The sequence below is a fragment of the Geodermatophilus amargosae genome (assembly GCF_041028265.1).
GTDB lineage: Bacteria > Actinomycetota > Actinomycetes > Mycobacteriales > Geodermatophilaceae > Geodermatophilus > Geodermatophilus amargosae_A.
Genome location: NZ_JABGCW010000010.1, coordinates 170952 through 192495, shown reverse-complemented (window position 1 = coordinate 192495; position 21544 = coordinate 170952). Strand labels below are relative to the sequence as shown.

The window sequence follows — 21544 nt, the reverse complement described above, 5'->3', positions numbered from 1 at the left end:
CTCAGGACCGTCCCACCTGGACGGGCTCCGGGCCGGTCCACGGGCCGAGGGTCCCGAGGAGCTCCCGGCGGCGGCCCAGCCGCGGGCCGGCCTGCACCGGATAGGTGTCGTGGGAGCCGGTGAGGTCGCGGGCGGCGTGCACCGCGAAGTTCGGGTCCTCCTGCGCCTCCCGCGCGACGGCGACCAGGTCGGCCAGCCCCCCGGCGACGATCGCCTCGGCCTGCCGCGCGTCGACGATCAGCCCGACGGCCATCGTCGCGACGCCGGCGCCCTCGCGGATGCCGGCGGCGAAGGGCACCTGGTAGCCGTAGCCCAGCGCGTGCTCCCAGCCGCCCAGGCCGCCGCCCGAGGCGTCCACGACGTCGACCCCGCGGGCGCGCAGCTCGCGGGCGAGGGCCACGGTGTCCTCGAGGGTGATCCCGCCGCCGGTGCCGTCGACGGCCGACACCCGCACGAACAGCGGCCGGTCCTCCGGCCACGCCGCGCGCACGGCCTCCACCACCTCGAGCGGGAACCGCCAGCGGGCCTCCCGGCTGCCGCCGTAGGCGTCGGTGCGCCGGTTGGACAGCGGCGAGAGGAACTGGTGCAGCAGGTAGCCGTGCGCGGCGTGCACCTCGACGACGTCGAACCCGGCCGTCAGCGCCCGCCGGGTGGCCGCGACGAACGCCTCGCGCACCTCCGCCAGCTCCCCGGCGGTCAGCTCGTGCGGCACCGGCCACCCGGGACCGGTGGGCAGCGGGCTCGCCGAGACGGTCCGCCACGGCTCCTCGCCCGGCAGCGCGTCCTCCGGGGTCACCGCCGCGCCGCCCTCCCACGGGCGGTGGCTGCTGGCCTTGGCGCCGGCGTGGGCCAGCTGGATGCCGGCGACCGCGCCGGAGGCGTGCAGGAAGTCGGCGATCCGGGCCAGCCCGGGCACGTGCGCGTCCGACCACAGGCCGACGTCGCCGTGGCTGATCCGCCCCTCCGGGGTCACCGCCGTCGCCTCGACGACGACCGTGCCGAAGCCGCCGAGGGCGAAGCGCCCGAGGTGCACCAGGTGGTAGTCGCCGACCAGGCCGCCGGTGACCGAGTACTGGCACATGGGGGCGACCACCAGCCGGTTGGGCAGGGTCACCCCGCGCAGCTCCAGGGGCGTGAAGAGGGCGGGAGGGGCGCCGGATCCGGGCGTGAGGCTGGTCACGTGGAGCCCTCAACACGGCTCCCACCTGCGGTGTTCCCGATCACTCACCCGCGCGGACCTAGACGTCCTAGACGTAACATCTCTCACCGTTACAGGCGGGTGTCCCCGCTTGTACGCTGACCCGACCCGGACGGCCGGACCCGTTCCGCCGGACCCGGGTCACAGCACGCATCGGCGCCGGTGTCCGTCGACACCCGGCGTGCCCAGAGGATGGAGACGCCGTGACTTCCGTGGCCACCCCCGGTCTCGAGAACGCCCCCACGACGCACGCCCGGCTGCTCGCCTGGGTGCGCGAGATGGCGGAGCTGACCACCCCGGACCGGGTGGTGTGGGTGGACGGCACCGACGAGGAGTGGGAGCGGCTGACCCAGAAGCTGGTCGACGCCGGCACCTTCACCCGCCTGGAGAAGAAGCCCAACTCGTTCTGGTGCGCCTCCGACCCCAGTGACGTCGCGCGCGTCGAGGACCGCACCTTCATCTGCTCGGTCGACGAGGCCGACGCGGGGCCGACCAACAACTGGATGGCCCCCGACGAGATGAAGTCGATCATGACCGGGCTCTACCGGGGCTCGATGCGCGGCCGGACGATGTACGTCATCCCGTTCTGCATGGGCCCGGTCGAGGCCGAGAACCCGATGTTCGGCGTCGAGCTCACCGACTCCGAGTACGTCGTCGTCTCCATGCGGGTCATGGCCCGCATCGGCAGCCGGATCCTCGAGGCGATGGGCACCGACCGGCCGTTCGTGCCGGCCATGCACTCCCTCGGCGCCCCGCTCGAGGAGGGCCAGGAGGACGTGCCCTGGCCGTGCAGCCAGACGAAGTACATCGTGCACTTCCCCGAGGAGCGGGCCATCTGGTCCTACGGCTCGGGCTACGGCGGCAACGCCCTGCTGGGCAAGAAGTGCTACTCACTGCGGATCGCCTCGGCGATGGCCCGTGACGAGGGCTGGCTCGCCGAGCACATGCTGATCCTCAAGCTGACCAGCCCCCAGCAGAGGACGTACTACGTGGCCGGGGCCTTCCCGTCGGCCTGCGGCAAGACGAACCTGGCCATGCTCGAGCCGACCATCCCCGGGTGGAAGGTCGAGACCATCGGCGACGACATCGCCTGGATGCGCTTCGGCGAGGACGGCCGGCTCTACGCCGTCAACCCCGAGTACGGCCTGTTCGGCGTCGCCCCGGGGACCGGCTGGGACACCAACCCCAACGCGATGCGCACCATCGACAACGGCAACTCGGTGTTCACCAACGTCGCGCTCACCGACGACGGCGACGTCTGGTGGGAGGGGATGACCGAGGAGCCGCCGGCGCACCTCACCAGCTGGAAGAAGCAGGACTGGACGCCGGACTCCGACGAGCCCTCGTCGCACCCGAACTCGCGGTTCTGCACCCCGATCACCCAGTGCCCGATCCTGGCGCCGGAGTACACCGACCCGAAGGGCGTGCCGATCTCGGCGATCCTCTTCGGCGGCCGCCGCAAGACCACGATCCCGCTGGTCACCGAGGCGCGGGACTGGAACCACGGCGTGTTCATGGGCGCCACGCTGTCCTCGGAGACGACGGCCGCGGCCACCGGCGCCGTCGGCGTCGTCCGCCGCGACCCCTTCGCGATGCTGCCGTTCATCGGCTACAACGCCGGGGACTACTTCCGGCACTGGGTCGAGACCGGCAAGGCGCACGACGCGACGAAGCTGCCGCGGATCTTCTACGTGAACTGGTTCCGGCGGGACGAGGACGGCGGCTTCCTGTGGCCGGGCTTCGGCGAGAACAGCCGGGTCCTCAAGTGGGTCGTCGAGCGCCTCGAGGGCACCGCCGCCGCGGAGGAGACCCCGGTCGGCCACGTCCCCGCCCCGGGCTCGCTCGACGTCTCGGGCCTCGACCTGACCGAGGACCAGGTGCGCCAGGCGCTCACCGTCGACGAGGACGAGTGGCGGCAGGAGGTCCCCCAGATCACCGAGTGGTTCGAGAAGTTCGGGGACAAGCTGCCCAGCACCATGTGGGACGAGCTGGAGATCCTCAAGAGCCGCCTCGCCTGACGAGTCCCCGCCGTCGGGTCCTCGCGGACCGGCGGCGGCGCCCCGAGAGGGGCCACGCGGGCCCCGCACCGGACAGCGTCGTCCGGGGCGGGGCCCGTGCTCGTCCGCTCACGGAACGCGAGGTGTCTGCCAGCCCGGCGTCCGGGCGTCGGTTAGCGTGGCGGGCGAACCAGCGTCCCCCTGACGACAGGTCCCTCCCCGGTGCCCAATCCCTACCTGCACGTGCTGCGTACGCCGCACGCGCTGCCCATGGTGCTCGCCGCCTTCATCGGCCGGCTGCCCCTGTCGATGGTCGGACTCGGCTGCGTCCTGCTCATCGCCGACGAGACCGGCTCCTACGGCCTCGGCGGCACCGTCGCCGCCGCCGGCGCGGTCACCACCGCCCTGGCCGGTCCGGTCCTCGGCCGGCTCGCCGACGCCTTCGGCCAGCGCCGCACCCTGCTGCCGGTCATCGTGCTGTTCGCCGCGGCCGGCGCGTTCTTCCTCACCGCGGTGAAGGAGGACTGGCCGCGCTGGACCTTCTTCGTCACCGCCGGCGTCGCGGGGGCGTGCATCCCGCCGGTCGCCTCCATGATCCGCGTGCGGTGGACCCACCTGCTCCGCGGCACCTCGCGGCTGCCCGCGGCGCTGGCCATGGAGTCCGTCGTCGACGAGATGGTCTTCATCGTCGGACCGGTGCTGGTCACGTTCCTGTCGACCACCGGGCACGCGACCTCGGGCGTGGTCACCGCGTTCACCCTCGCCGTCGTCGGCGCGCTGCTGTTCGCCGCCCAGGGCCGCACCGAGCCGCCGCCGCACGGCCACGAGGCGCGCAAGGGGCCCTCGGCCATCCGGACGCCGGGCCTGCGCGTGCTGTTCGTCGTCGGTGCCGCCGTCGGGTCGATCCTCGGCACGCTGGAGATCGCGCTGGTCGCCTTCGCCGACGAGGCCGGCGCCATGGGCCTGTCGGGCGTGCTCATCGCGGGGCTCGCCGTGGGGTCGATGGTCAGCGGCATCGGCTGGGGCGCGGTGCACTGGCGCCACCCGCTGCGCCACCGGCTGCTCGTCGTCCTGGTGGTGCTCACCGTGCTGTCGGTGCCGCTGGCGCTCATCGAGAACGTCTGGGTGATGATCCCGTTCGTCGTGCTGGCCGGCGTGGCCGTCTCGCCGTCGCTGATCAGCTCGTTCACCCTCGCCGAGCTGATCGTGCCGAAGTCCGCCGTCACCGAGGCGTTCACGTGGATCGGCACCGCGCTCGGCCTCGGCGTCGCCGTCGGCACCTCGATCGCCGGGAAGATCGTCGACACCGTGGGTGCCAACGCCGCCTTCCTCGTGGCGACGGCCTCGGCCGGGATCGCCGCGGTGGTCGTGATCGCCGCGCAGCGGCTGCTGCACGTGCCGGCCGAGAACCTCGCCGAGCCGGCGCTCGCCGGTGAGGTCACCGGCTGAGCCGGTGACCCGCCCCCGGCCGGCGGCCGGCGGCGGCCGCGTCCTCGGCGTCGCACCGGAGCGGCTGGGCCGCTGGCTGGACGGCGTCGTCACGCGGCACGGCGCGTTCGAGGCGCGGGCCGGCGACGACGGTGCCCTCCACGTGTCGTGCGCCGACGGCACCATGCTGACCCTGCGCGCGCCCTTCGGCTGGACGCCGGCGGCGCCGCTGCTGACCGCCTTCACCGCCGCCGCGCGGCAACCCCGGCGCGCGGCGGTCCTGCTGGTGCGCCGGGGGCGCTGGGCCACCGGCGTCTTCGACGGCGCGGACCTCGTCGTCTCCAAGATCGACAGCCGCCTCGTGCAGGGCCGCAGCGCCGCCGGGGGCTGGAGCCAGCAGCGCTTCGCCCGCCGCCGCGGCAACCAGGCCGACGCCGTCGTCACCTCCGCCGCCGACACCGCCGCCCGCGTCCTGCTGCCGCACGCCGGCGCGGTGACCGCGCTGTTCACCGGCGGCGACCGGGGGATGGTCGACGCCGTGCTCGCCGACCCCCGGCTCGCGTCCCTGGCGGCGCTGCGCCGGGAGCCGGCGCTGGAGGTCGGTGAGCCGACGAAGGAGGTCCTGCTCGGCACCCCGGGGCGGTTCCGGGCGGTGCAGGTCCACATCGTGGAGCCCGGCGACCTCCCCGGGAGCCAAGAGCGCGACAAAGGCCCCCTCGGGGGGCCCTGAGCGCGGCAAAGCCCCCTCGGGGGGCCCATAGCGCGACAAAGGCCCCTCCCGGGCCTCAGCCGTTGGGCTGCAGGACCAGGCGGATCGGGTTGCCCTCCTTGCGCTCGAGCATCTCCACGCCCCGCGCGGCCTCCTCCAGCGGCAGCGTGCCGGAGATCGAGCGGGACAGGTCGAGGCGACCGTGCCGGATCAGGCCGACGAGCTGCTCCACGTGCTGGGGCTCGGAGCCGTAGTGGCCGAGGATCCGCTGGGAGAAGTAGCTGAACTGGGTGCCGTTGCGGATGGTCAGCGGCTGGTCGGTGAGGCCGACGAGCACCAGCTGGCCCTCGCGCTCCAGGCAGCGGACCGCCTGCTCCCGCACCGGGGCCACGCCGGCGAAGTCGAACGCGTGGGCCAGCCCCGCCCCGCCGGTCAGCTCCCGCACGCGGGTGGCGATGTCCTCGGCGGGGTCCAGCGCGAGGTCGGCGCCGAAGGCCAGCGCCCGCTCCCGGGCGGACTCCACCGGGTCGACGGCGACGATCGGCGCCGCGCCGGCCAGCCGCAGCAGCTGCACCGCGTGCGCCCCCAGGCCGCCGATGCCCCACACGCCCACCGGCTCGCCCGCACGCACGCCGGCGGTCTTCACGATCGAGGCCCACGGCGTGGAGACCGCGTCGGGGACGATGCAGGCCTGCTCGAAGGGCAGGTCGTCGGGGATGGGCACCAGCGTCTCGACGGTGGACAGCGCGTACTGCGCCCACCCGCCGTCGTAGTCCACGCCGCGGGTGTGGATCCACCCGTCGACCTCCTCGCCGGCCTGCAGGGTGACCCGCTGCCCGGCCTGCGCGCCGGTCACGCCGTCCCCGAGCTCGGCGACGACGCCGGCGACCTCGTGCCCGAGGGTGACCTCGTCGCCCTGCAGGAACAGCGGGTTGAGCTGGCCCTCGATGAGGTGGACGTCGGAGAGGCAGATGCCCGCGGCGCGCACCTCGACGAGGACCTGGCCGGGACCGGGCGTCGGGCGCGGCACCTCCGTGACCTCGAACTGCTTGGTGCGCACGTTGAGCCGGCCGGCGAGCATCGAGTCGGACAGCCTCGAGTCGGACAGCATCGGGTCGGACATGGCCCGATCCTCCCCAGGGCCCGGCCTCCCCACACCGGCGCCTCCCGTCTCCGCCTCCCGCGCGCGAAAGGCGGGAGACGGCCGGACGACGGCGGCGTAACGTCCACCGACCGTGTCCGCGACACCGACCGACACGACCGGGACCGCCACTCCTACCGATCCGGGGACCGACCCCGTCCTCGCCGCCGAGCGCGCCCACCTGGCCCGCGCCGACGACTGCCTCACCGAGATGCGTACCGCCGCCGACGCCGTCGTCGACGCCGGTGTCGACGCCTGGGCCTCCGAGCGGCTCGGTGCCGCCCGCGCCGAGCGGCTGCGCTCCCTGGCCGCCGACCCCGGCGTCCCCGCCTTCTTCGGCCGTACCGACGGGCGGGCGGGGGAGGGCACCGAGACCTTCCACATCGGCCGCCGGCACGTCCGCGACGCCACCGGCTCCCCGGTGGTCATCGACTGGCGGGCACCCGTGAGCCGGCCGTTCTACCGGGCCAGCGCTGCCGATCCGCAGGGCCTGGTCCGCCGCCGCCGGTTCGGCTTCTCCGGCGGCGAGCTCACCAGCTACGAGGACGAGCTGCTGGGGGCCGGTGAGGAGGGCGACGGCACCCTGCTGCGGGAGGAGATCGAACGCCCCCGCAGCGGCCCGATGCGCGACATCGTGGCGACCATCCAGCCCGAGCAGGACGAGATCGTCCGCGCACCGCTGGCCGAGTCGGTCTGCGTGCAGGGCGCCCCGGGCACCGGCAAGACCGCCGTCGGCCTGCACCGCGCCGCCTACCTGCTGTACACGCACGGTGGGCAGCTGGCGCGCACCGGCGTCCTCGTCGTCGGCCCCAACCGGGCGTTCCTGCGCTACATCGAGCAGGTGCTGCCCACCCTCGGCGAGGTCGACGTCGACCAGACGACGGTCGCCGAGCTCACCGGCCGCGTCCCGGTGCGGGCGCAGGACGCCCCGGAGGTCGCCGTCCTCAAGGGCGACGCCCGCATGGCGCAGGTGCTCGAGCGGGCGCTGTGGGGGGCCGTCGCCAAGCCCGCCGACGACGTCCTGGTGCCGCTGGGCGGCCGCCGGTACCGGGTGGCGGTGGAGCGGCTCAAGCGGTACGTCGACGACCTGCGCCGCCGCGGCCGGGTGGCCGACGACCAGCAGCGCCTGCACTACGCCGCCGGTCGCGAGCGGCTGGCGATGCTCGTGGCCGGGGACGCGCGGCGCCAGCGGGAGGAGGCCGGCGGCAGCCCTCCCGACGGGGAGGTCCGGCGGGCCGCGCGCAGCCCCGAGGTCCGGGCGTTCTGCGACGCCGTCTGGCCCGCCCGGGACCCCGCCGGGCTGGTGGCCGAGCTGCTCGGCGACCCCGCCGTCCTCGCCCGCGCCGCGCGGGGCGTGCTCACCGCCGAGGAGCAGGCGCTGCTGCACCGGCCGGCGCCGCGCTCGGTCCGCACCGCGCCCTGGACCGCGGCCGACGCCGTCCTGGTCGACGAGGTGGCCGGGCTGCTCGAGCGGACGACGGGCTACGGGCACGTCGTCGTCGACGAGGCGCAGGACCTCTCGCCGCTGCAGTGCCGCGCGGTGGCCCGCCGGCTGGCCGCCGGGTCGCTCACCGTGCTCGGCGACCTCGCCCAGGCCACCAGCCCCTGGTCGCCGGCGGACTGGGCGCCCACGCTCGAGGGCCTGGGCCGGCCGGAGACCGCCGTCCGCCCGCTGACCCGCGGCTACCGGGTGCCCGGGGAGGTCCTCGACTACGCCAACCGGCTGCTGCCGGCGATCGCGCCCGGTCTGCCGGCGGCCACCGCCGTGCGGCACGACCCCGGCGCGCTCACCGTCCGGCCGGTCACCGACCTCGCCGGGCCGCTGGCGGAGGTGGTGGCCGAGCTCGCGGCCGGTCCCGGGTCGATCGGCGTGGTCTGCGCCGACGACGCGGTGCCCGGTGTCGCGCGGCTGCTGGGCGACGCGGGGCTGCCCGCAGCGGTGCTGGCCGACGACGGGTCGCCCGCCGCGCGGATCGCCGTCGTCCCCGCGACCCTGGCCAAGGGCCTGGAGTTCGACGCCGTCGTCGTCGCCGACCCGGCGGCGATCGTGGCCGCCGAGCCGCGCGGGCTGTCCCGCCTGTACGTGGTGCTCACCCGCGCGGTGAGCACCCTCGTCGTCCTGCACCGCGGGGACCTGCCGGCCCTCCTGGCCGGCTGAGGTGGTCCCCCGACCGCGGGACCGTACGGCGCGGGTGGTTGTGGCCGGCGGTGATCTCGGTTTCCATGAGCCCGGCCGAGGAGGGGGGCGCATGGACCGGCACGACAGCCGGGCCGGCACGCTGCTGCGGCTGGCCGCCACCATCGTGGTCGCCGGGGTCCTGGTGGCGGGTCTGCTCCTCCCGTGGATCGGGGGCCCGACGGTCGCCGCGCAGCAGTCCACCGGGCTGCTCGGCGACCTGCCCACCGAGTTCACCGACGACCCGCCGGCGGGGAACACCGTCCTGCTGGCCGCGAACGGCGAGCCGATCACGTACTTCTACGACGAGAACCGCGACCCGGTCGAGCCGGAGCAGATCGCGGGCGTCATGAAGGACGCGCTCGTGGCCATCGAGGACTCCCGGTTCTACGGCCACCGCGGCCTCGACGTGCAGGGGACCCTGCGCGCGCTGGCCACCAACATCGCCGCGGGGGAGGTGGCCGAGGGCGGCTCGACGCTCACCCAGCAGCTGGTCAAGCAGACGCTGCTGCAGACCGCCGACACCCCCGAGGAGCGCACCGCCGCCACCGAGCAGACGCTGGGCCGCAAGCTGCGGGAGGCCCGCCTGGCGCTGGCGCTGGAGGACCTCTACGGCAAGGACGAGATCCTCACCCGCTACCTCAACATCGTGTACTTCGGGCAGAACGCCTACGGCGTCCAGCCGGCCGCCCGGGCGTTCTTCGGGGTCGACGCCGCCGCGCTCACCCTGCCGCAGGCCGCGCTGCTGGCCGGGCTGGTCCAGAGCCCGGTCAACGACGACCCGTTCACGAACCCGGAGGCAGCCACCGCCCGGCGCAACGAGGTGCTGTCGCGGATGGCCGACCAGGACCTCGTGACCGCCGACGAGGCCGCCGCGGCCGCGGCCGAGCCGCTCGGGCTGGCACCGGGCCCCGCGCCGCCCCGCGGGTGCGTCGAGGCCACCGTCGGCCCGTTCGTCTGCGACTTCGTGCAGCGCTACGTCGTCCAGGAGCTCGGGCTCAGCCAGGAGGAGCTGGACAACGGCGGCTACACGATCCAGACCACCCTGGACGTCGACCTGCAGCGCTCCGGCGACGCCGCGGTGCTCGCCACCCTGCCGCGGGAGGACTCGCTGGCCGCGATGTTCAGCGCCGTGGAGCCCGGCACCGGGCACCTGCTGGCGATGAGCGTCAACCGGACCTTCGGCTACGACCTCGCCGACCGCACGCAGGAGTCGTTCAACCTCAACACCTGGCCCAGCCAGGGCTCGGGCTCGACGTACAAGGTGTTCACCGCGGCCGCGGCGCTGGCCCGCGGGTACTCGTCGTACTACTCGCTCACCGCTCCGGACCCCTACGTCTCCAGCGTCTACTCCGGCCCGTGCCAGGGCCGCGACACCGACGGCCGCTACTGCGTGCGCAACGCCGGGTCGGGCTACCGCTCCACGCTGGACATGACGACGGCGCTCTACCAGTCGTCCAACACCTACTTCCTCGCGCTGGAGGACGCCCTCGGCAGCGTGGAGGAGCCGGTGCGGATGGCCGAGGCGATGGGGCTGTTCCAGTTCAGCCCGCCGGAGCTGCCGCAGCAGATCATCGACGAGAACCGCGGGTCGTTCACCTTCGGCTCCGAGGCCACCAGCCCGCTGGCGCTGGCCAGCGCCTACTCGACGCTGGCGGCCAGCGGCACCCAGTGCGACGTCGTCCCGGTGACCGCCGTCCTCGACCAGAACGGGGAGCCGGCGGTCGGGGCCGACGGCGAGCCGCTCGCGGTCGGCGACCGGTGCACGCCGGAGGCCGTCCCGCCAGGGGTGGCCAACACGCTCAACCAGATGCTCCGCCGGGACGTCGAGCCCGGGAACCCCGGGCAGACCGGCTCGCGCGCCTACGTCCGCGGGCACCAGATCGCCGGCAAGACCGGGACCTCGCAGGAGAACTACTCGATCGCCTTCGTCGGCTACACGCCGGAGATCACCGCGAGCGTCATGGTCCTCAACCCCAAGCAGAACGAGGACGTCGGCGGCTTCGGCGGCGGCAAGGGCGCCACCATCTGGCGCGACGCGATGGCGCCGATCCTCGACGCCCGCGGCAGCGGCGAGTTCCCCCCGGCCGACGAGACCGTGCAGAACGGCAACACCCGCCCCGTGCCCGGCTGCTCCGGGACCCGCTCCTGCGAGCGCACGCTGGCCGACGCCGGCTTCTCCCCGCGGACCGTGCGCGTGGACAGCGACGAGCCGGCCGGCACCCTGCTGGGCACCAGCCCGCCGCGCGGCGGCCGTGCCGTGCCCGGCCAGGTGGTGACGATCCTCGTGAGCAACGGCAGCGACTACACCAGGCCCGCGCCCGCACCCGCGCCCGCGCCGGCGCCGGCACCCCCGGCCGACCCCGCGCCCGACCCGGCACCCGTGCCCGAGCCGCCTCCGGCGCCCGAGGCCCCGGCACCGGAGCCCCCCGCGCCGGAGCCACCCCCGCCGCCTGCCCCCGAGCCGCCCCCGCCGCCGCCCCCGCCGGCTCCGGAACCGCCCGCTCCGGGCGCCCCGGCGCCGGACGCCCCGGCCCCGGGTGCGCCGGCTCCGGAGTTCCCCCCGCCGGGCTTCCCGCCGCCCGCCTGACGCAGGCCCAGCCGCTCGTCCAGGGACTGGGTGAGCAGCCACCCCGAGACCAGCACGAGGTGCAGCAGGAACAACCAGAACCCGATGGCGACCATCGCGCCGACGACCACCAGGCCGCCGAACGGTGCGCCGAGGTCCAGCGGCAGGGACAGGAACACCACGAAGCCCTGCAGGAACCCCGAGAGGCAGGCGGCGGTGAACAGCGCGCCGCTGACCAGCGCGCCCCAGCGGTGCCGCCCGCCGGCCACCACGCCGAAGCCCCAGAGGATCGGCACGGTCAGCACGAAGAGCACGGTGTAGTAGCCGACGGCGAAGCCGCCGAGCGCGGGCCCGAACCCGCCCTCCCGGGCCAGGTCGGCCATCAGCCGGGCGGCCAGCAGCAGCGGGTACAGCAGCAGCGGTGTCACCACGACCAGCGGCAGGGTGGCCAGTCGACCCCGCCAGGCGGTGAGGTTCTCCCGCCGCTGGCTGAACCGCAGCAGCGCCCGCCGCAGGCCCTCGCCGTAGAGCGACAGCGGCAGCAGGGCCAGCACGAAGCCGAGCAGGTCCAGCCGCACGCCGGCGTCGACCAGCCGGTCGACCGCGCCGGGAGCGCCGAGGGTCGAGGGCAGCAGCTCGGCCAGCCGCCCGCTGAGCGTGCGCACCTCCTCGGGGGAGGTGACCAGCGCGGTCAGCCGGACGGCGACCAGGATCAGCGGCACCACCGCGATGCCCGCGTAGAAGGTCAGCCCCGCGCCGATGAGGGCGAGGTCGCGACCGCGCAGCAGGCGGCGGGTGCCGGCGAGCAGCGCCCGGGACTCGATCCGCAGCCGGCCCGCCGTCCGCCTCCGCACCGGGTCCACCTCCTCAGCCCACCAGCCCGGGCGGCGGCGCGCCCGTCGGGAGAGCCAGGGCGACGTCAGTCGTCGGTGCTGGCGTCGTCGGTCGTCGGCGCGTCGTTGCCCGGGTTGGGACCGGTCTCCTCGCAGCTGGCGTCGGCGTCGTTGTTCGCGTTCTGCCCGCTGGCGTCGCAGTTGGTCGGGCCGCGGGAGAAGTCGGTGTTGTCGCCGCAGGCGACCAGCGAGCCGAGCATCGCGAGCACGACCAGCGGGCGGGCCAGGCGCATCCGGGTGGAGGAGGACATGCCGTCATCGGTACACGTCCCCGGGGTCCGCCAAACCGGCGGGGGATGGCCGTCCCTCCTCGGATCACCGGGTGTGAGCGATGTGATCACGGGGAGGTGGTTGTCACCCGCGCGTCACGACCCTTACGCTGAGTACGTCCAACGGGGCGCTCCGTCACCAGCCTGGGTGACACCTCGTGGACGCCGTCGAGCCGGTCCTCCTCCGTGGAGGCCGGGCCGGGGACCCACCTGAGCACTGGGGTGTAGCGCGCTCGTGCGCGCCGGGCGACTCCACGCCCGAACCCGTCAGCTAACCCGGTAGGCGGCATGGGAGAAGGAGAGACAGCCGCGTGGCGTCCCTGCGCACGTCCGTCCCCGGCATGCCCGCGACCACCCGGTCGCGCAGCCGCCGCGCCGCTCTCGCCCTGGTCGGCGCCCTAGCCGTCGGCCTCGGAGTCGGGGGCGTCCCGGCATCCGCGCTGGCGGAGGAGCCGGTGACGTCCGCGCAGGCCGCGGAACTCGTCGCGGCCCGGGGACACGAGCTCGAGGTCGTCACCGAGCAGTTCAACGAGGCGCGCGAGGCCCTCGGCGCCCAGCAGGCGGCCGCCGACGCCGCCGCCGCACAGCTCGCGGCCGCCCAGGTCGCCGTGGACACCGCCCGCGGCCAGGTCGTCGGCATCGCCCGCTCCGCCTACACCGGCGACAGCATGGGCTCGCTGCAGGCGCTGATGACCAGCGACACCGCCGAGGAGTTCGTCAACCGCGTCTCGCTGCTGCAGGGCATCGCCGGCTACCAGGGCGAGCTGCTCGGCCAGGCCGTCACCGCCACCGAGGCGGCCACCACGGCCCAGGCCACCGCCACCCAGGCCGCGGCCGAGGCGCAGCGCCAGTACGACTCCGTCGCCGCCCAGCAGGCCGACCTCGAGTCGCAGATCGCCGACTACCAGGCCGACTTCGCCCGGCTGAGCGCCGACGAGCGCCGCGCCGCCCTCGAGGCCGCGGCCGCCGCGCACGCCGCCGAGCAGGCCCGCGCCAGCCGGGACGAGGAGCGCGAGGCCCCTGAGGCCCCGGCGTCCTCGGAGTCGTCGTCCGGGTCGTCCGCGTCGTCGTCCGCTGCGTCCTCGTCGGGCTCGTCGGCCGCCGAGGCGCCCGCCGCCGCAGCCGCTCCGGCCAGCGGGGTCGCCGGGACCGTCGTCGCCACCGCCATGGCCCAGCGCGGCAAGCCCTACGTGTGGGCCGCTTCCGGCCCGGGCTCCTTCGACTGCTCGGGTCTGACCCAGTACGCCTTCCGCGCCGCCGGGATCAGCCTCCCGCACTCCAGCAAGATGCAGTCGCAGATGGGCACCGCGGTCTCCCGCGCCAACCTGCAGCCCGGTGACCTGGTGTTCTTCTACAGCCCGGTCAGCCACGTGGGCATCTACATCGGCAACGGCCAGATGGTGCACGCGCCGACCTCGGGCGACGTCGTCAAGGTCGCGCCCGTCGACGCGATGGGCGGCTACGCCGGAGCCCGCCGCATCGGCTGAGCACGGACCACCTGGAGCAGGCCCCACACGAACGCCGCGGTGTCGCCGGAGGGCAGCCGCACCTCCCAGCGGGTGACCACCCGGGGGTCGACCTCCACCGCACCGGGCAGGCCGCTGACGTCGGCCACCACGTGCTCCCACACCCGCAGCCGCCCGTCGGCTGCCGGCGGGACCGGGGAGCCGGCGGCCCGCACCAGGTGCTCGTGCAGCACGGTGCCGCCGGGGCCGGACAGCACCTCCCAGCGCAGGTGCGGCCACAGCGGCAGCGGCCAGCGGTGGACCTCGAGGTCGAGGTCCCCGAACCGGCGGTCCTCGGTCTCCGGGGCCGGCCCCAGGACGGCGGTGCGCAGCGCCAGGCCGCGCGGCGCCCGCGGCGCGGAGTGCAGCGCCTGCCAGCGGGTGTGCGCGGCGTGCGCCTCCGCGCGCGTGGCGGCGAGCCGCGGCAGGGCGGCGGCGGCGAGGTCCGGCCGCAGGTCGGCCATCCGGCGCAGCAGGACCAGGCAGAACTCCCGCCGCGCCAGACCCCGCACCCGTCCGACCCTGCCATCCAGCTCACACCGCCAGGCGGGACGTCCGGAGGCGCCGCCGCGTTGAGACGACGAGACCCGTCCCGACGCAGGAGACCCCGCAGCCGATGACCCCCCGCACCGTCGCCCTGGCCTTCCGCACCGTCGCCGTCGCCGAGGCGCTGTCCTGGATCGGCCTGCTCGCCGGGATGTACGTCAAGTACGTGCCGGAGACCTCCGAGCTGGGCGTGCAGGTGTTCGGTCCGATCCACGGCGCGGTGTTCGTCGCCTACGTGCTGGTGTCGCTGGTCGCCGCCCGCGTGCTCGGCTGGTCGCGGGGGACGACGCTGCTCGCGCTGGCGGCCTCGGTCCCGCCGCTGGCCACCGTCGTCTTCGAGCGCTGGGCCGGGCACACCGGGCGGCTGGGCGTTCCCGCCCGGACCTGACCTACCGTTCCGGCATGCCCGAGCCCGTGCTGCCCTCGACCGCGTGCACCCTGCTGGCCCGCACGGCGCGGGTGCAGCGCGACGGCCGCGCGCCGAGCCTGGTCGCCGGCGTGGTCCGGGACGGCGGGCTGGCCTGGTCGGCCGGGCGGGGCGACGTCGCCGAGCCGCACACCGACGTCCAGTACCGGCTGGGGTCGATCAGCAAGGCCGTCACCGCCGTCGCGGTCATGCGGCTGCGCGACGAGGGCCGGCTGGCGCTGGACGACCCCCTGGAGCGCCACGTGCCGGGGACGCCGTTCGGCGACCGCTCGGTCGGGCAGCTGCTCTCGCACCTGGCCGGCGCCGCCGCGGAGAGCCCGGGCGGCTGGTGGGAGCGGGTGCCCGGCGGCCCGCTGGCCGACCTGGGGCTCACCGGTGAGCACGCCGTGCTGGGGGAGGCGCGGCGCTTCCACTACTCGAACCTCGGCTTCGGCCTGCTCGGCGAGCTCGTCGCGCGTCTGCGGGGGCGGTCGTGGGACGACGTCGTGGCCGGCGAGGTGCTCGCCCCGCTCGGCATGACCCGGACGACGCCACGCCCGTCCGGCCGGGCCGCGCAGGGGTACGCCGTCCACCCGTGGGCCGACGTCGTCCTGGCCGAGCCCGAGCACCACGCCGGCGTGATGGCCGCCGCCGGGCAGCTGTGGGCGACGCTCGACGACCTCGCCCGCTTCGCCGCCTTCCTGCTCGGCGACACCGGCGACGTGCTGTCCCCGGCGACGCTGGAGGAGATGGCCGTGCCGGCCGGCGTCGACTCCTCCTCACCGGCCTGGTCGGCGTACGGGCTGGGCCTGCAGGTGCTGCGGGTCGACGGCCGCACGCTCACCGGCCACGGCGGCTCGATGCCCGGCTTCCTCGCCGGGGTGTTCGTCGACCGCGAGGAGGGCACCGGCGGCGTCTCACTGGCCAACACCACCAGCGGCCTCGACGTCCTGGTCCCCGGGCTGCTCGCCGACCTGCGCGCCGCCGAGCCGCGGGTGGTCGGGCCGTGGCGTCCGGCGGAGCCGCCGGTGCCGCTGGACCAGCTCGGCGTCTGGTACTGGGGCCCGGCGCCGTACGTGCTGCGCGCGGTGGCCGGCGGCCTGCTGCACCTCGGTCCGCTGCCCGGCCGGTCGGGGCGCGCCAGCCGCTTCCGCCCGCTCGCGGACGGCACCTGGGTCGGCCTGGACGGCTACCACGCCGGCGAGCCACTGCGGATCGCCCCGGACCACCTGGACCTCGGCACGTTCGTCTTCACGCGCGAGCCCTACGACCCCGCGGCCCCCGTGCCCGGCGACGTCGACCCCCGCGGCTGGACCCTCCCGACCGACGAGGCATAGGAAGCTCTCCGCACGTGTCGGCCGCTCAGACGTGCGGAGAGCTTCCTATACCCCGCTCAGGGGCGGTCGAAGGCGTCCATCGTGGTCTTGAGGACGGCGCCGTAGGCCAGGTGGGGCACGACGTCGCTGATCCAGTCGGTGGCCGACCAGGTCCGCGGGTCGGTGATCCCGAGCGCCGTCATCGGGCCGTTGGAGGCCACCAGGACGCCGAGCGTGGTGAGCAGCGTGCCCACCAGCGGCTGCGACCGGAACCCCGACGCCCGCGCCAGCCCGGTGAGGACGCCGACGCCGATGCCCGCGACCAGTCCGGTCATCGGGCCGAGCCCCTGGATCCGGTTCTGCCGCGTCTCCTCGTCGCCGGGGATGGGCACGTGCGCCTTCCGCGCGAGGGCCTCCACCGTCTGCTCGGGTGTGGAACTCGAGCCGCGCCCGCGGAGGGTCATGTCGAGGTAGGTGACGGCGTTGAGGGCGGTCGTCCCCGCCGCCCCGGCCGCGGCGCCCCGCGCCGCCCAGCCGAGCGTGCCGATGCCCCGCTTGCCCTTGCCGATCGTCCCGACCGGGGTGCGCTTCGCCATGCCCGCGGCGGTACCCGTCGCGCCTCCCCGGACACACGGGCGCATCCTGGGGAGGTGGACGACGCCGGCCCCGCCCTCGAGCGCGCGATCGACGCGCTGCTCGACGCCCGCGCACCCGGCGCCACCATCTGCCCGTCCGAGGCGGCCCGGGCCGTCGCCCCGGAGGACTGGCGCGACCTCATGCCGCAGGCCCGCGCCGCGGCCGGCCGGCTGGCGCAGCGGGGCGATGTCGAGGTGACCCAGGGCGGCGTGGTGGTCGACGTCGCCACCGCCCGCGGCCCGGTGCGGGTCGGGCGCGCCGGGCGCTGACCGCCCGCGGCATCCCTATCCCGCCGCGGGGGTCTCCGCTCCGGCGGCGCGCTCCAGCAGCGGCGCGACCCGGTGGTCGACGTAGCGGCGCAGCGCCAGCGCGGTGTCCGTGCGCTCCACGCCGCGGACGGCGAGCACCTGCTCGGTGAGCCGCCACAGGTCGTCGGCGTCGACGGCGACCACCCGCACCAGCAGGTCGGCGGCGCCGGACAGCGCGGTCACCTCGAGCACCTCGGGCAGCGCCGACAGCGCGGACGCGACCTCCTCGAGGCTGCGCTGCACGACCTGCACGGTCATGTAGGCGCCGAGCCGGTAGCCGAGGGCCTCGGGCCGCACCCGCGCGTCGAAGGGGGCGAGCAGCCCCCCGGACTCCAGCCGCGCCAGCCGCGCCTGCACCGTGTTGCGGGCCAGCCCGAGCCGCTGGGACAGGGCCATCACGGTGGCGCGGGGGTCCTCGGTGAGGGCCTGGACAAGGCGCGCGTCGGTGGCGTCCAGACGGTCCGGACCGGGCGGCATGTGCTCAGTCTGGCACGTCCGGTCGCCCTGCTGGTTGTCATCCTGCGCAGTCCGCCCTGACGACCTTGCGCAATCCGTCCGGGGGGTGATGTGCTCCGGATCGAGCCGGCCGTGCCACGATGTGTGAGTGGCGCCACACCCCGGTGCCCACTGACGTCCAGCACCGCAGCCGGCCGGTGACCCCGGCAGCCGCGGCCGACGGCGAGGAGAGCGCAGTGCGCGAGCTCGTGAGCGAACCGGACAGCCCGGCCCTGCCGAGCGTCACGACGGAGGCGGTGGACCCCGTCCCGGGAGCGGGTGCGCCGCACCTGCCGCAGCAACCGGACCTGGTGCAGCTGCTCAGCCCCGAGGGCGAGCGGCTCGAGCACCCCGACTACTCCATCGACGTCTCCGCCGAGGAACTGCGCGGCCTCTACCGCGACCTCGTGCTGGTCCGCCGCTGGGACGTCGAGGCCACCGCCCTGCAGCGCCAGGGCGAGCTGGGCATCTGGGCCTCGCTGCTGGGCCAGGAGGCCGCCCAGATCGGCGCCGGCCGGGCCATGGCCGACGGCGACACGGCCTTCCCCACCTACCGCGAGCACGGCGTGGCCTGGACCCGCGGCGTCGACCCGCTGCACGTCATCAGCCTGTTCCGCGGCGTGGACAACGGTGGCTGGGACCCGGTGGCCACCGGCTTCAACCTCTACACCGTCGTGATCGGCGCGCAGACGCTGCACGCCACCGGCTACGCCATGGGCCTGCAGCGCGACGGCGCCGAGAGCGCGGCCCTGGCCTTCCTCGGCGACGGCGCGACCAGCCAGGGCGAGGTCAACGAGGCGATGATCTGGGCGGCCAGCTTCTCCGCCCCGGTCGTCTTCTTCTGCCAGAACAACCAGTACGCGATCAGCGTGCCGCTGGAGCGGCAGTCCCGGGTGCCGCTGTACCAGCGCGCGGCCGGGTTCGGCTTCCCGGGCGTGCGGGTCGACGGCAACGACGTCCTGGCCGTCCTCGCCGTGACGCGTGCCGCGCTGGCCGCCGCCCGCGAGGGCCAGGGGCCGACGTTCATCGAGGCCTTCACCTACCGGATGGGCGCGCACACCACCTCCGACGACCCGACCCGCTACCGCCTGGCCAGCGAGCTCGAGGAGTGGAAGCTGCGCGACCCCGTCGCCCGGGTGAAGGCGTACCTGTCGCGGACCGGCGTGGCCGACGCCGCGTTCTTCGCGGCCGTCGAGGCCGAGGGCGACGAGCTGGCCGCGCGGATCCGGTCCGGCACGGTCGAGATGCCCGATCCACCGGGGACGGCGATGTTCGACCGGGTGTACGCGGAGCAGACGCCGCACCTGGCCGCGCAGCAGGCGGAGTTCGAGGCGTACCAGGCGTCGTTCGAGGGGGCCGGGCACTGATGGCCACGAGAACGACGCCCGAGCGAGCATCGCAGGGAGCGCCAGCGACCGAGGAGCGGAACGAGGGCGGAGTCGAGTCATGAGCACCGAGATGCTGACCATCGGCAAGGCCCTCAACCTGGGCCTGCGCCGGGCCATGGAGGACGACGCGAAGGTCGTCCTCATGGGCGAGGACATCGGCCGCCTCGGCGGGGTCTTCCGGATCACCGACGGCCTGCAGAAGGACTTCGGCGAGGACCGCGTCGTCGACACCCCGCTGGCCGAGGCCGGCATCCTCGGCACCGCCGTGGGGCTGGCCATGCGCGGTTACCGGCCGGTCTGCGAGATCCAGTTCGACGGCTTCGTCTTCCCGGCCTACAACCAGATCGTCACGCAGGTCGCCAAGATCCACGCCCGCTCCCGCGGCCGGCTGCCGATGCCGATCGTCGTCCGGATCCCCTTCGGGGGCGGCATCGGCGCCGTCGAGCACCACAGCGAGAGCCCCGAGGCGTACTTCGCGCACACCCCGGGCCTGAAGGTGGTCGCCGTCAGCAACCCGGTCGACGCCTACTGGGGCATCCAGCAGGCCATCGCCCACCCCGACCCGATCGTCTTCCTCGAGCCCAAGCGGCGGTACTGGGAGAAGGCCGAGGTCGACACCGACGCGACCCCCGGCCCGCTGTTCGCCTCGCGGGTGCTGCGCGGCGGCGACGACGTCACGCTGCTGGCCTACGGCCCGATGGTGAAGACGGCGCTGCAGGCCGCCGAGGCCGCGGCCGAGGAGGGCCGCTCGATCGAGGTCGTCGACCTGCGGACCCTCTCCCCGCTGGACCTCGACCCGGTGTTCGACTCGGTGCGGCGCACCGGGCGCTGCGTCGTCGTCCACGAGGCGGCGGTGACCCTGGGCCTCGGCGCGGAGATCGCCGCGCGGGTCACGGAGACCTGCTTCCACTCGCTGGAGGCACCGGTGCTGCGGGTGGGTGGCTACGACACCCCGTACCCGCCGTCGAAGCTCGAGGAGGAGTACCTCCCCGACCTCGACCGCGTGCTCGACGCCGTCGACCGCTCGATGGGGTTCTGACATGGGGCAGCTGCGCCAGTTCAAGCTCCCCGACGTCGGGGAGGGCCTGACCGACGGCGAGATCCTGCAGTGGCTCGTGGCCGTCGGCGACACCGTCACGGTCAACCAGCCGCTGTGCGAGGTGGAGACCGCCAAGGCCGCGGTCGAGCTGCCCTCGCCCTATGCCGGCACGGTCACCGAGCTGCTGCACGAGGCCGGCACGACCGTCGACGTCGGCACGCCCATCATCACCATCGACGTGGGCGGCGACGCCCCCGCGGCGGCGCCGTCCGGGGACGGTGCCGAGCCGGCCGCCGGCCTGATCGGCGGGGCGGCGCCCGGCGGGCGGACGGCGGTGCTCGTGGGCTACGGGCCGCGCACCACCGAGGCCCGCCGGCGTCCGCGCCGGGGGGCGCCCGCGGCTGCTCCGGCGGCTGCTCCGGTCGCACCCGAGGCCGCGGCGGTCCCGGGCGCGGACTACGGCTCGGGCGGCGCCGAGCGGCCGCCGTTGCTGGCCACCGCGCCCGACGCGACGGTCAAGCCGATGCGCCACGGCGGTCTCGAGGTCGGCCGGCAGGCCGAGGCGCACGCCCGCGCCGAGGCGGCCGCCCCCTCCCGGCCGGTCTCGCCGGGCCGCGGCTCGGCGAGACCGCTGGCCAAGCCGCCGGTGCGCAAGCTCGCCCGCGACCTCGGCGTGGACCTCACCGCGCTGAGCGGCAGCGGAGCCGGCGGGGTCATCACCCGCGAGGACGTGACCGCCGCGGCGTCGGCACCGGCCACCGCCCCGACGGCGGTCCCGACGGCCGCACCCCTCACCGCCACCGCCGGCGAGCAGCGGATCCCGGTCAAGGGCGTCCGCAGGGCGACGGCGGCGGCGATGGTGGCCAGCGCGTTCACCGCGCCGCACGTCACGGAGTTCTTGACCGTCGACGTCACGCGGACGATGAAACTGCGCTCGCGGGTCGCCGCCCGGCCCGAGTTCGCCGGGGTGAAGGTCAGCCCGCTGCTGTTCGTGGCGCGGGCACTGCTGCTGGCCGCGCGCCGGCACCCGATGGTCAACAGCTCCTGGGACGAGGCCGCGCAGGAGATCGTCGTCCACGGGCAGGTCAACCTCGGGATCGCGGCGGCCACCCCGCGCGGGCTGGTCGTGCCCAACGTCAAGGACGCCGGCCGGCTCGCGCTGGCCGAGCTCGCCGGCGCGCTCACCGAGCTCACCGAGACGGCGCGGGCGGGGCGGACGGCGCCGGCGGACATGACCGGCGGCACGATCACGATCACCAACGTCGGCGTGTTCGGCGTCGACACCGGCACGCCGATCCTCAACCCCGGCGAGTCGGCGATCCTGGCCTTCGGCGCCGTCCGCGAGATGCCGTGGGTGCACAAGGGGAGGATCGCCGTCCGGCAGGTGACGCAACTGGCGCTGTCGTTCGACCACCGGATCATCGACGGCGAGCTGGGCAGCCGGTTCCTCGCCGACGTCGGCGCGCTGCTGTCCGACCCCGGGCTGGCGCTCACGTTCTGACCCCTCCGCGATCATGGCGCCGGG

18 protein-coding genes, 1 pseudogene and 1 riboswitch are annotated in these 21544 nt (G+C 75.4%); of the genes and pseudogenes, 12 read left to right on the top strand and 7 right to left on the bottom strand.

The features are described 5' to 3' along the window. Position 1: 1 nt before the first annotated feature. The gene (locus HLV61_RS13975) at positions 2 to 1180 is read right to left on the bottom strand and encodes an NADH:flavin oxidoreductase/NADH oxidase (protein WP_369256396.1); all 1179 of its coding nucleotides are present in this window, start codon (positions 1178 to 1180) and stop codon (positions 2 to 4) included. A 221-nt stretch (positions 1181 to 1401) separates the two neighbouring features. Between HLV61_RS13975 and HLV61_RS13970 the strand changes: the two genes are divergently transcribed. The 3 genes from HLV61_RS13970 to HLV61_RS13960 all read left to right on the top strand — a co-directional run bounded on the left by HLV61_RS13970 (position 1402) and on the right by HLV61_RS13960 (position 5353). Next, a complete protein-coding gene (locus HLV61_RS13970; protein WP_369256394.1) occupies positions 1402 to 3216 on the top strand; it encodes a phosphoenolpyruvate carboxykinase (GTP) in 1815 nt (604 codons plus the stop codon). Positions 3217 to 3417: 201 nt separating this feature from the next. After that, positions 3418 to 4644 (top strand): MFS transporter, encoded by a 1227-nt coding sequence (locus tag HLV61_RS13965; RefSeq protein ID WP_369256392.1) that lies wholly within the window; start codon positions 3418 to 3420, stop codon positions 4642 to 4644. 4 nt (positions 4645 to 4648) lie between these two features. Continuing rightward, positions 4649 to 5353 carry an acVLRF1 family peptidyl-tRNA hydrolase gene (locus HLV61_RS13960; protein ID WP_369256390.1) on the top strand — a complete coding sequence of 235 codons (705 nt, stop codon included), beginning with the start codon at positions 4649 to 4651 and terminating at the stop codon, positions 5351 to 5353. Between the two features lie 55 nt (positions 5354 to 5408). Here the strand turns inward: HLV61_RS13960 and HLV61_RS13955 are convergent, their stop codons facing one another. Further along, the gene (locus HLV61_RS13955) at positions 5409 to 6455 is read right to left on the bottom strand and encodes a zinc-binding dehydrogenase (protein ID WP_369256388.1); all 1047 of its coding nucleotides are present in this window, start codon (positions 6453 to 6455) and stop codon (positions 5409 to 5411) included. 112 nt (positions 6456 to 6567) lie between these two features. Between HLV61_RS13955 and HLV61_RS13950 the strand changes: the two genes are divergently transcribed. After that, positions 6568 to 8631 (top strand): HelD family protein, encoded by a 2064-nt coding sequence (locus HLV61_RS13950; protein ID WP_369256386.1) that lies wholly within the window; start codon positions 6568 to 6570, stop codon positions 8629 to 8631. Positions 8632 to 8722: 91 nt separating this feature from the next. Next, complete coding sequence (locus HLV61_RS13945) at positions 8723 to 11239, top strand: penicillin-binding protein (protein ID WP_369256384.1); 2517 nt, start codon at positions 8723 to 8725, stop codon at positions 11237 to 11239. A 23-nt stretch (positions 11240 to 11262) separates the two neighbouring features. On the opposite strand, the pseudogene HLV61_RS13940 reads toward HLV61_RS13945, so the two are convergent. Together HLV61_RS13940 and HLV61_RS13935 are read right to left on the bottom strand one after the other, a co-directional pair. After that, positions 11263 to 12072 (bottom strand): annotated as a pseudogene (locus HLV61_RS13940) (YhjD/YihY/BrkB family envelope integrity protein); the annotation flags it as partial. A gap of 65 nt (positions 12073 to 12137) precedes the next feature. Beyond that, positions 12138 to 12362 carry a hypothetical protein gene (locus HLV61_RS13935; protein WP_369256382.1) on the bottom strand — a complete coding sequence of 75 codons (225 nt, stop codon included), beginning with the start codon at positions 12360 to 12362 and terminating at the stop codon, positions 12138 to 12140. A 174-nt stretch (positions 12363 to 12536) separates the two neighbouring features. Then, positions 12537 to 12680, top strand: a riboswitch (cyclic di-AMP (ydaO/yuaA leader). A 155-nt stretch (positions 12681 to 12835) separates the two neighbouring features. Here HLV61_RS13935 and HLV61_RS13930 point away from each other — a divergent pair. Beyond that, positions 12836 to 13867 (top strand): C40 family peptidase, encoded by a 1032-nt coding sequence (locus HLV61_RS13930; protein WP_369256380.1) that lies wholly within the window; start codon positions 12836 to 12838, stop codon positions 13865 to 13867. Here the strand turns inward: HLV61_RS13930 and HLV61_RS13925 are convergent. Then, positions 13840 to 14397 (bottom strand): hypothetical protein, encoded by a 558-nt coding sequence (locus HLV61_RS13925; RefSeq protein WP_369256378.1) that lies wholly within the window; start codon positions 14395 to 14397, stop codon positions 13840 to 13842. The genes HLV61_RS13930 and HLV61_RS13925 overlap by 28 nt on opposite strands. 104 nt (positions 14398 to 14501) lie before the next feature. Here HLV61_RS13925 and HLV61_RS13920 point away from each other — a divergent pair, with 104 nt between their 5' ends. Then, positions 14502 to 14819, top strand: coding sequence for a DUF3817 domain-containing protein (locus tag HLV61_RS13920; protein WP_369256376.1), 318 nt, complete (start codon positions 14502 to 14504; stop codon positions 14817 to 14819). A gap of 14 nt (positions 14820 to 14833) precedes the next feature. After that, entirely contained in the window at positions 14834 to 16174 is a 1341-nt protein-coding gene (locus HLV61_RS13915; protein WP_369256374.1) for a serine hydrolase domain-containing protein, read from the top strand. 56 nt (positions 16175 to 16230) lie between these two features. Here the strand turns inward: HLV61_RS13915 and HLV61_RS13910 are convergent, their stop codons facing one another. Further along, positions 16231 to 16749: a hypothetical protein gene (locus HLV61_RS13910; protein WP_369256372.1), complete on the bottom strand. Its 519-nt coding sequence runs from the start codon at positions 16747 to 16749 to the stop codon at positions 16231 to 16233. A gap of 54 nt (positions 16750 to 16803) precedes the next feature. Here HLV61_RS13910 and HLV61_RS13905 point away from each other — a divergent pair, with 54 nt between their 5' ends. Continuing rightward, positions 16804 to 17058 (top strand): DUF3253 domain-containing protein, encoded by a 255-nt coding sequence (locus HLV61_RS13905; RefSeq protein ID WP_369256370.1) that lies wholly within the window; start codon positions 16804 to 16806, stop codon positions 17056 to 17058. A 15-nt stretch (positions 17059 to 17073) separates the two neighbouring features. Here HLV61_RS13905 and HLV61_RS13900 read toward each other — a convergent pair whose 3' ends face one another. Then, positions 17074 to 17574, bottom strand: a complete 501-nt coding sequence (locus HLV61_RS13900) for an Lrp/AsnC family transcriptional regulator (protein ID WP_369256368.1) — start codon at positions 17572 to 17574, stop codon at positions 17074 to 17076. Positions 17575 to 17789: 215 nt separating this feature from the next. Between HLV61_RS13900 and pdhA the strand changes: the two genes are divergently transcribed. The 3 genes from pdhA to HLV61_RS13885 all read left to right on the top strand — a co-directional run bounded on the left by pdhA (position 17790) and on the right by HLV61_RS13885 (position 21520). Further along, positions 17790 to 18959 carry a pyruvate dehydrogenase (acetyl-transferring) E1 component subunit alpha gene (gene pdhA, locus HLV61_RS13895; protein WP_440284739.1) on the top strand — a complete coding sequence of 390 codons (1170 nt, stop codon included), beginning with the start codon at positions 17790 to 17792 and terminating at the stop codon, positions 18957 to 18959. Between the two features lie 79 nt (positions 18960 to 19038). Then, complete coding sequence (locus HLV61_RS13890; protein WP_369256364.1) at positions 19039 to 20019, top strand: alpha-ketoacid dehydrogenase subunit beta; 981 nt, start codon at positions 19039 to 19041, stop codon at positions 20017 to 20019. 1 nt (position 20020) lies between these two features. Next, on the top strand, positions 20021 to 21520 hold the full coding sequence (locus tag HLV61_RS13885) for a dihydrolipoamide acetyltransferase family protein (protein ID WP_369256362.1): 1500 nt from the start codon (positions 20021 to 20023) through the stop codon (positions 21518 to 21520). Positions 21521 to 21544 lie beyond the last annotated feature (24 nt).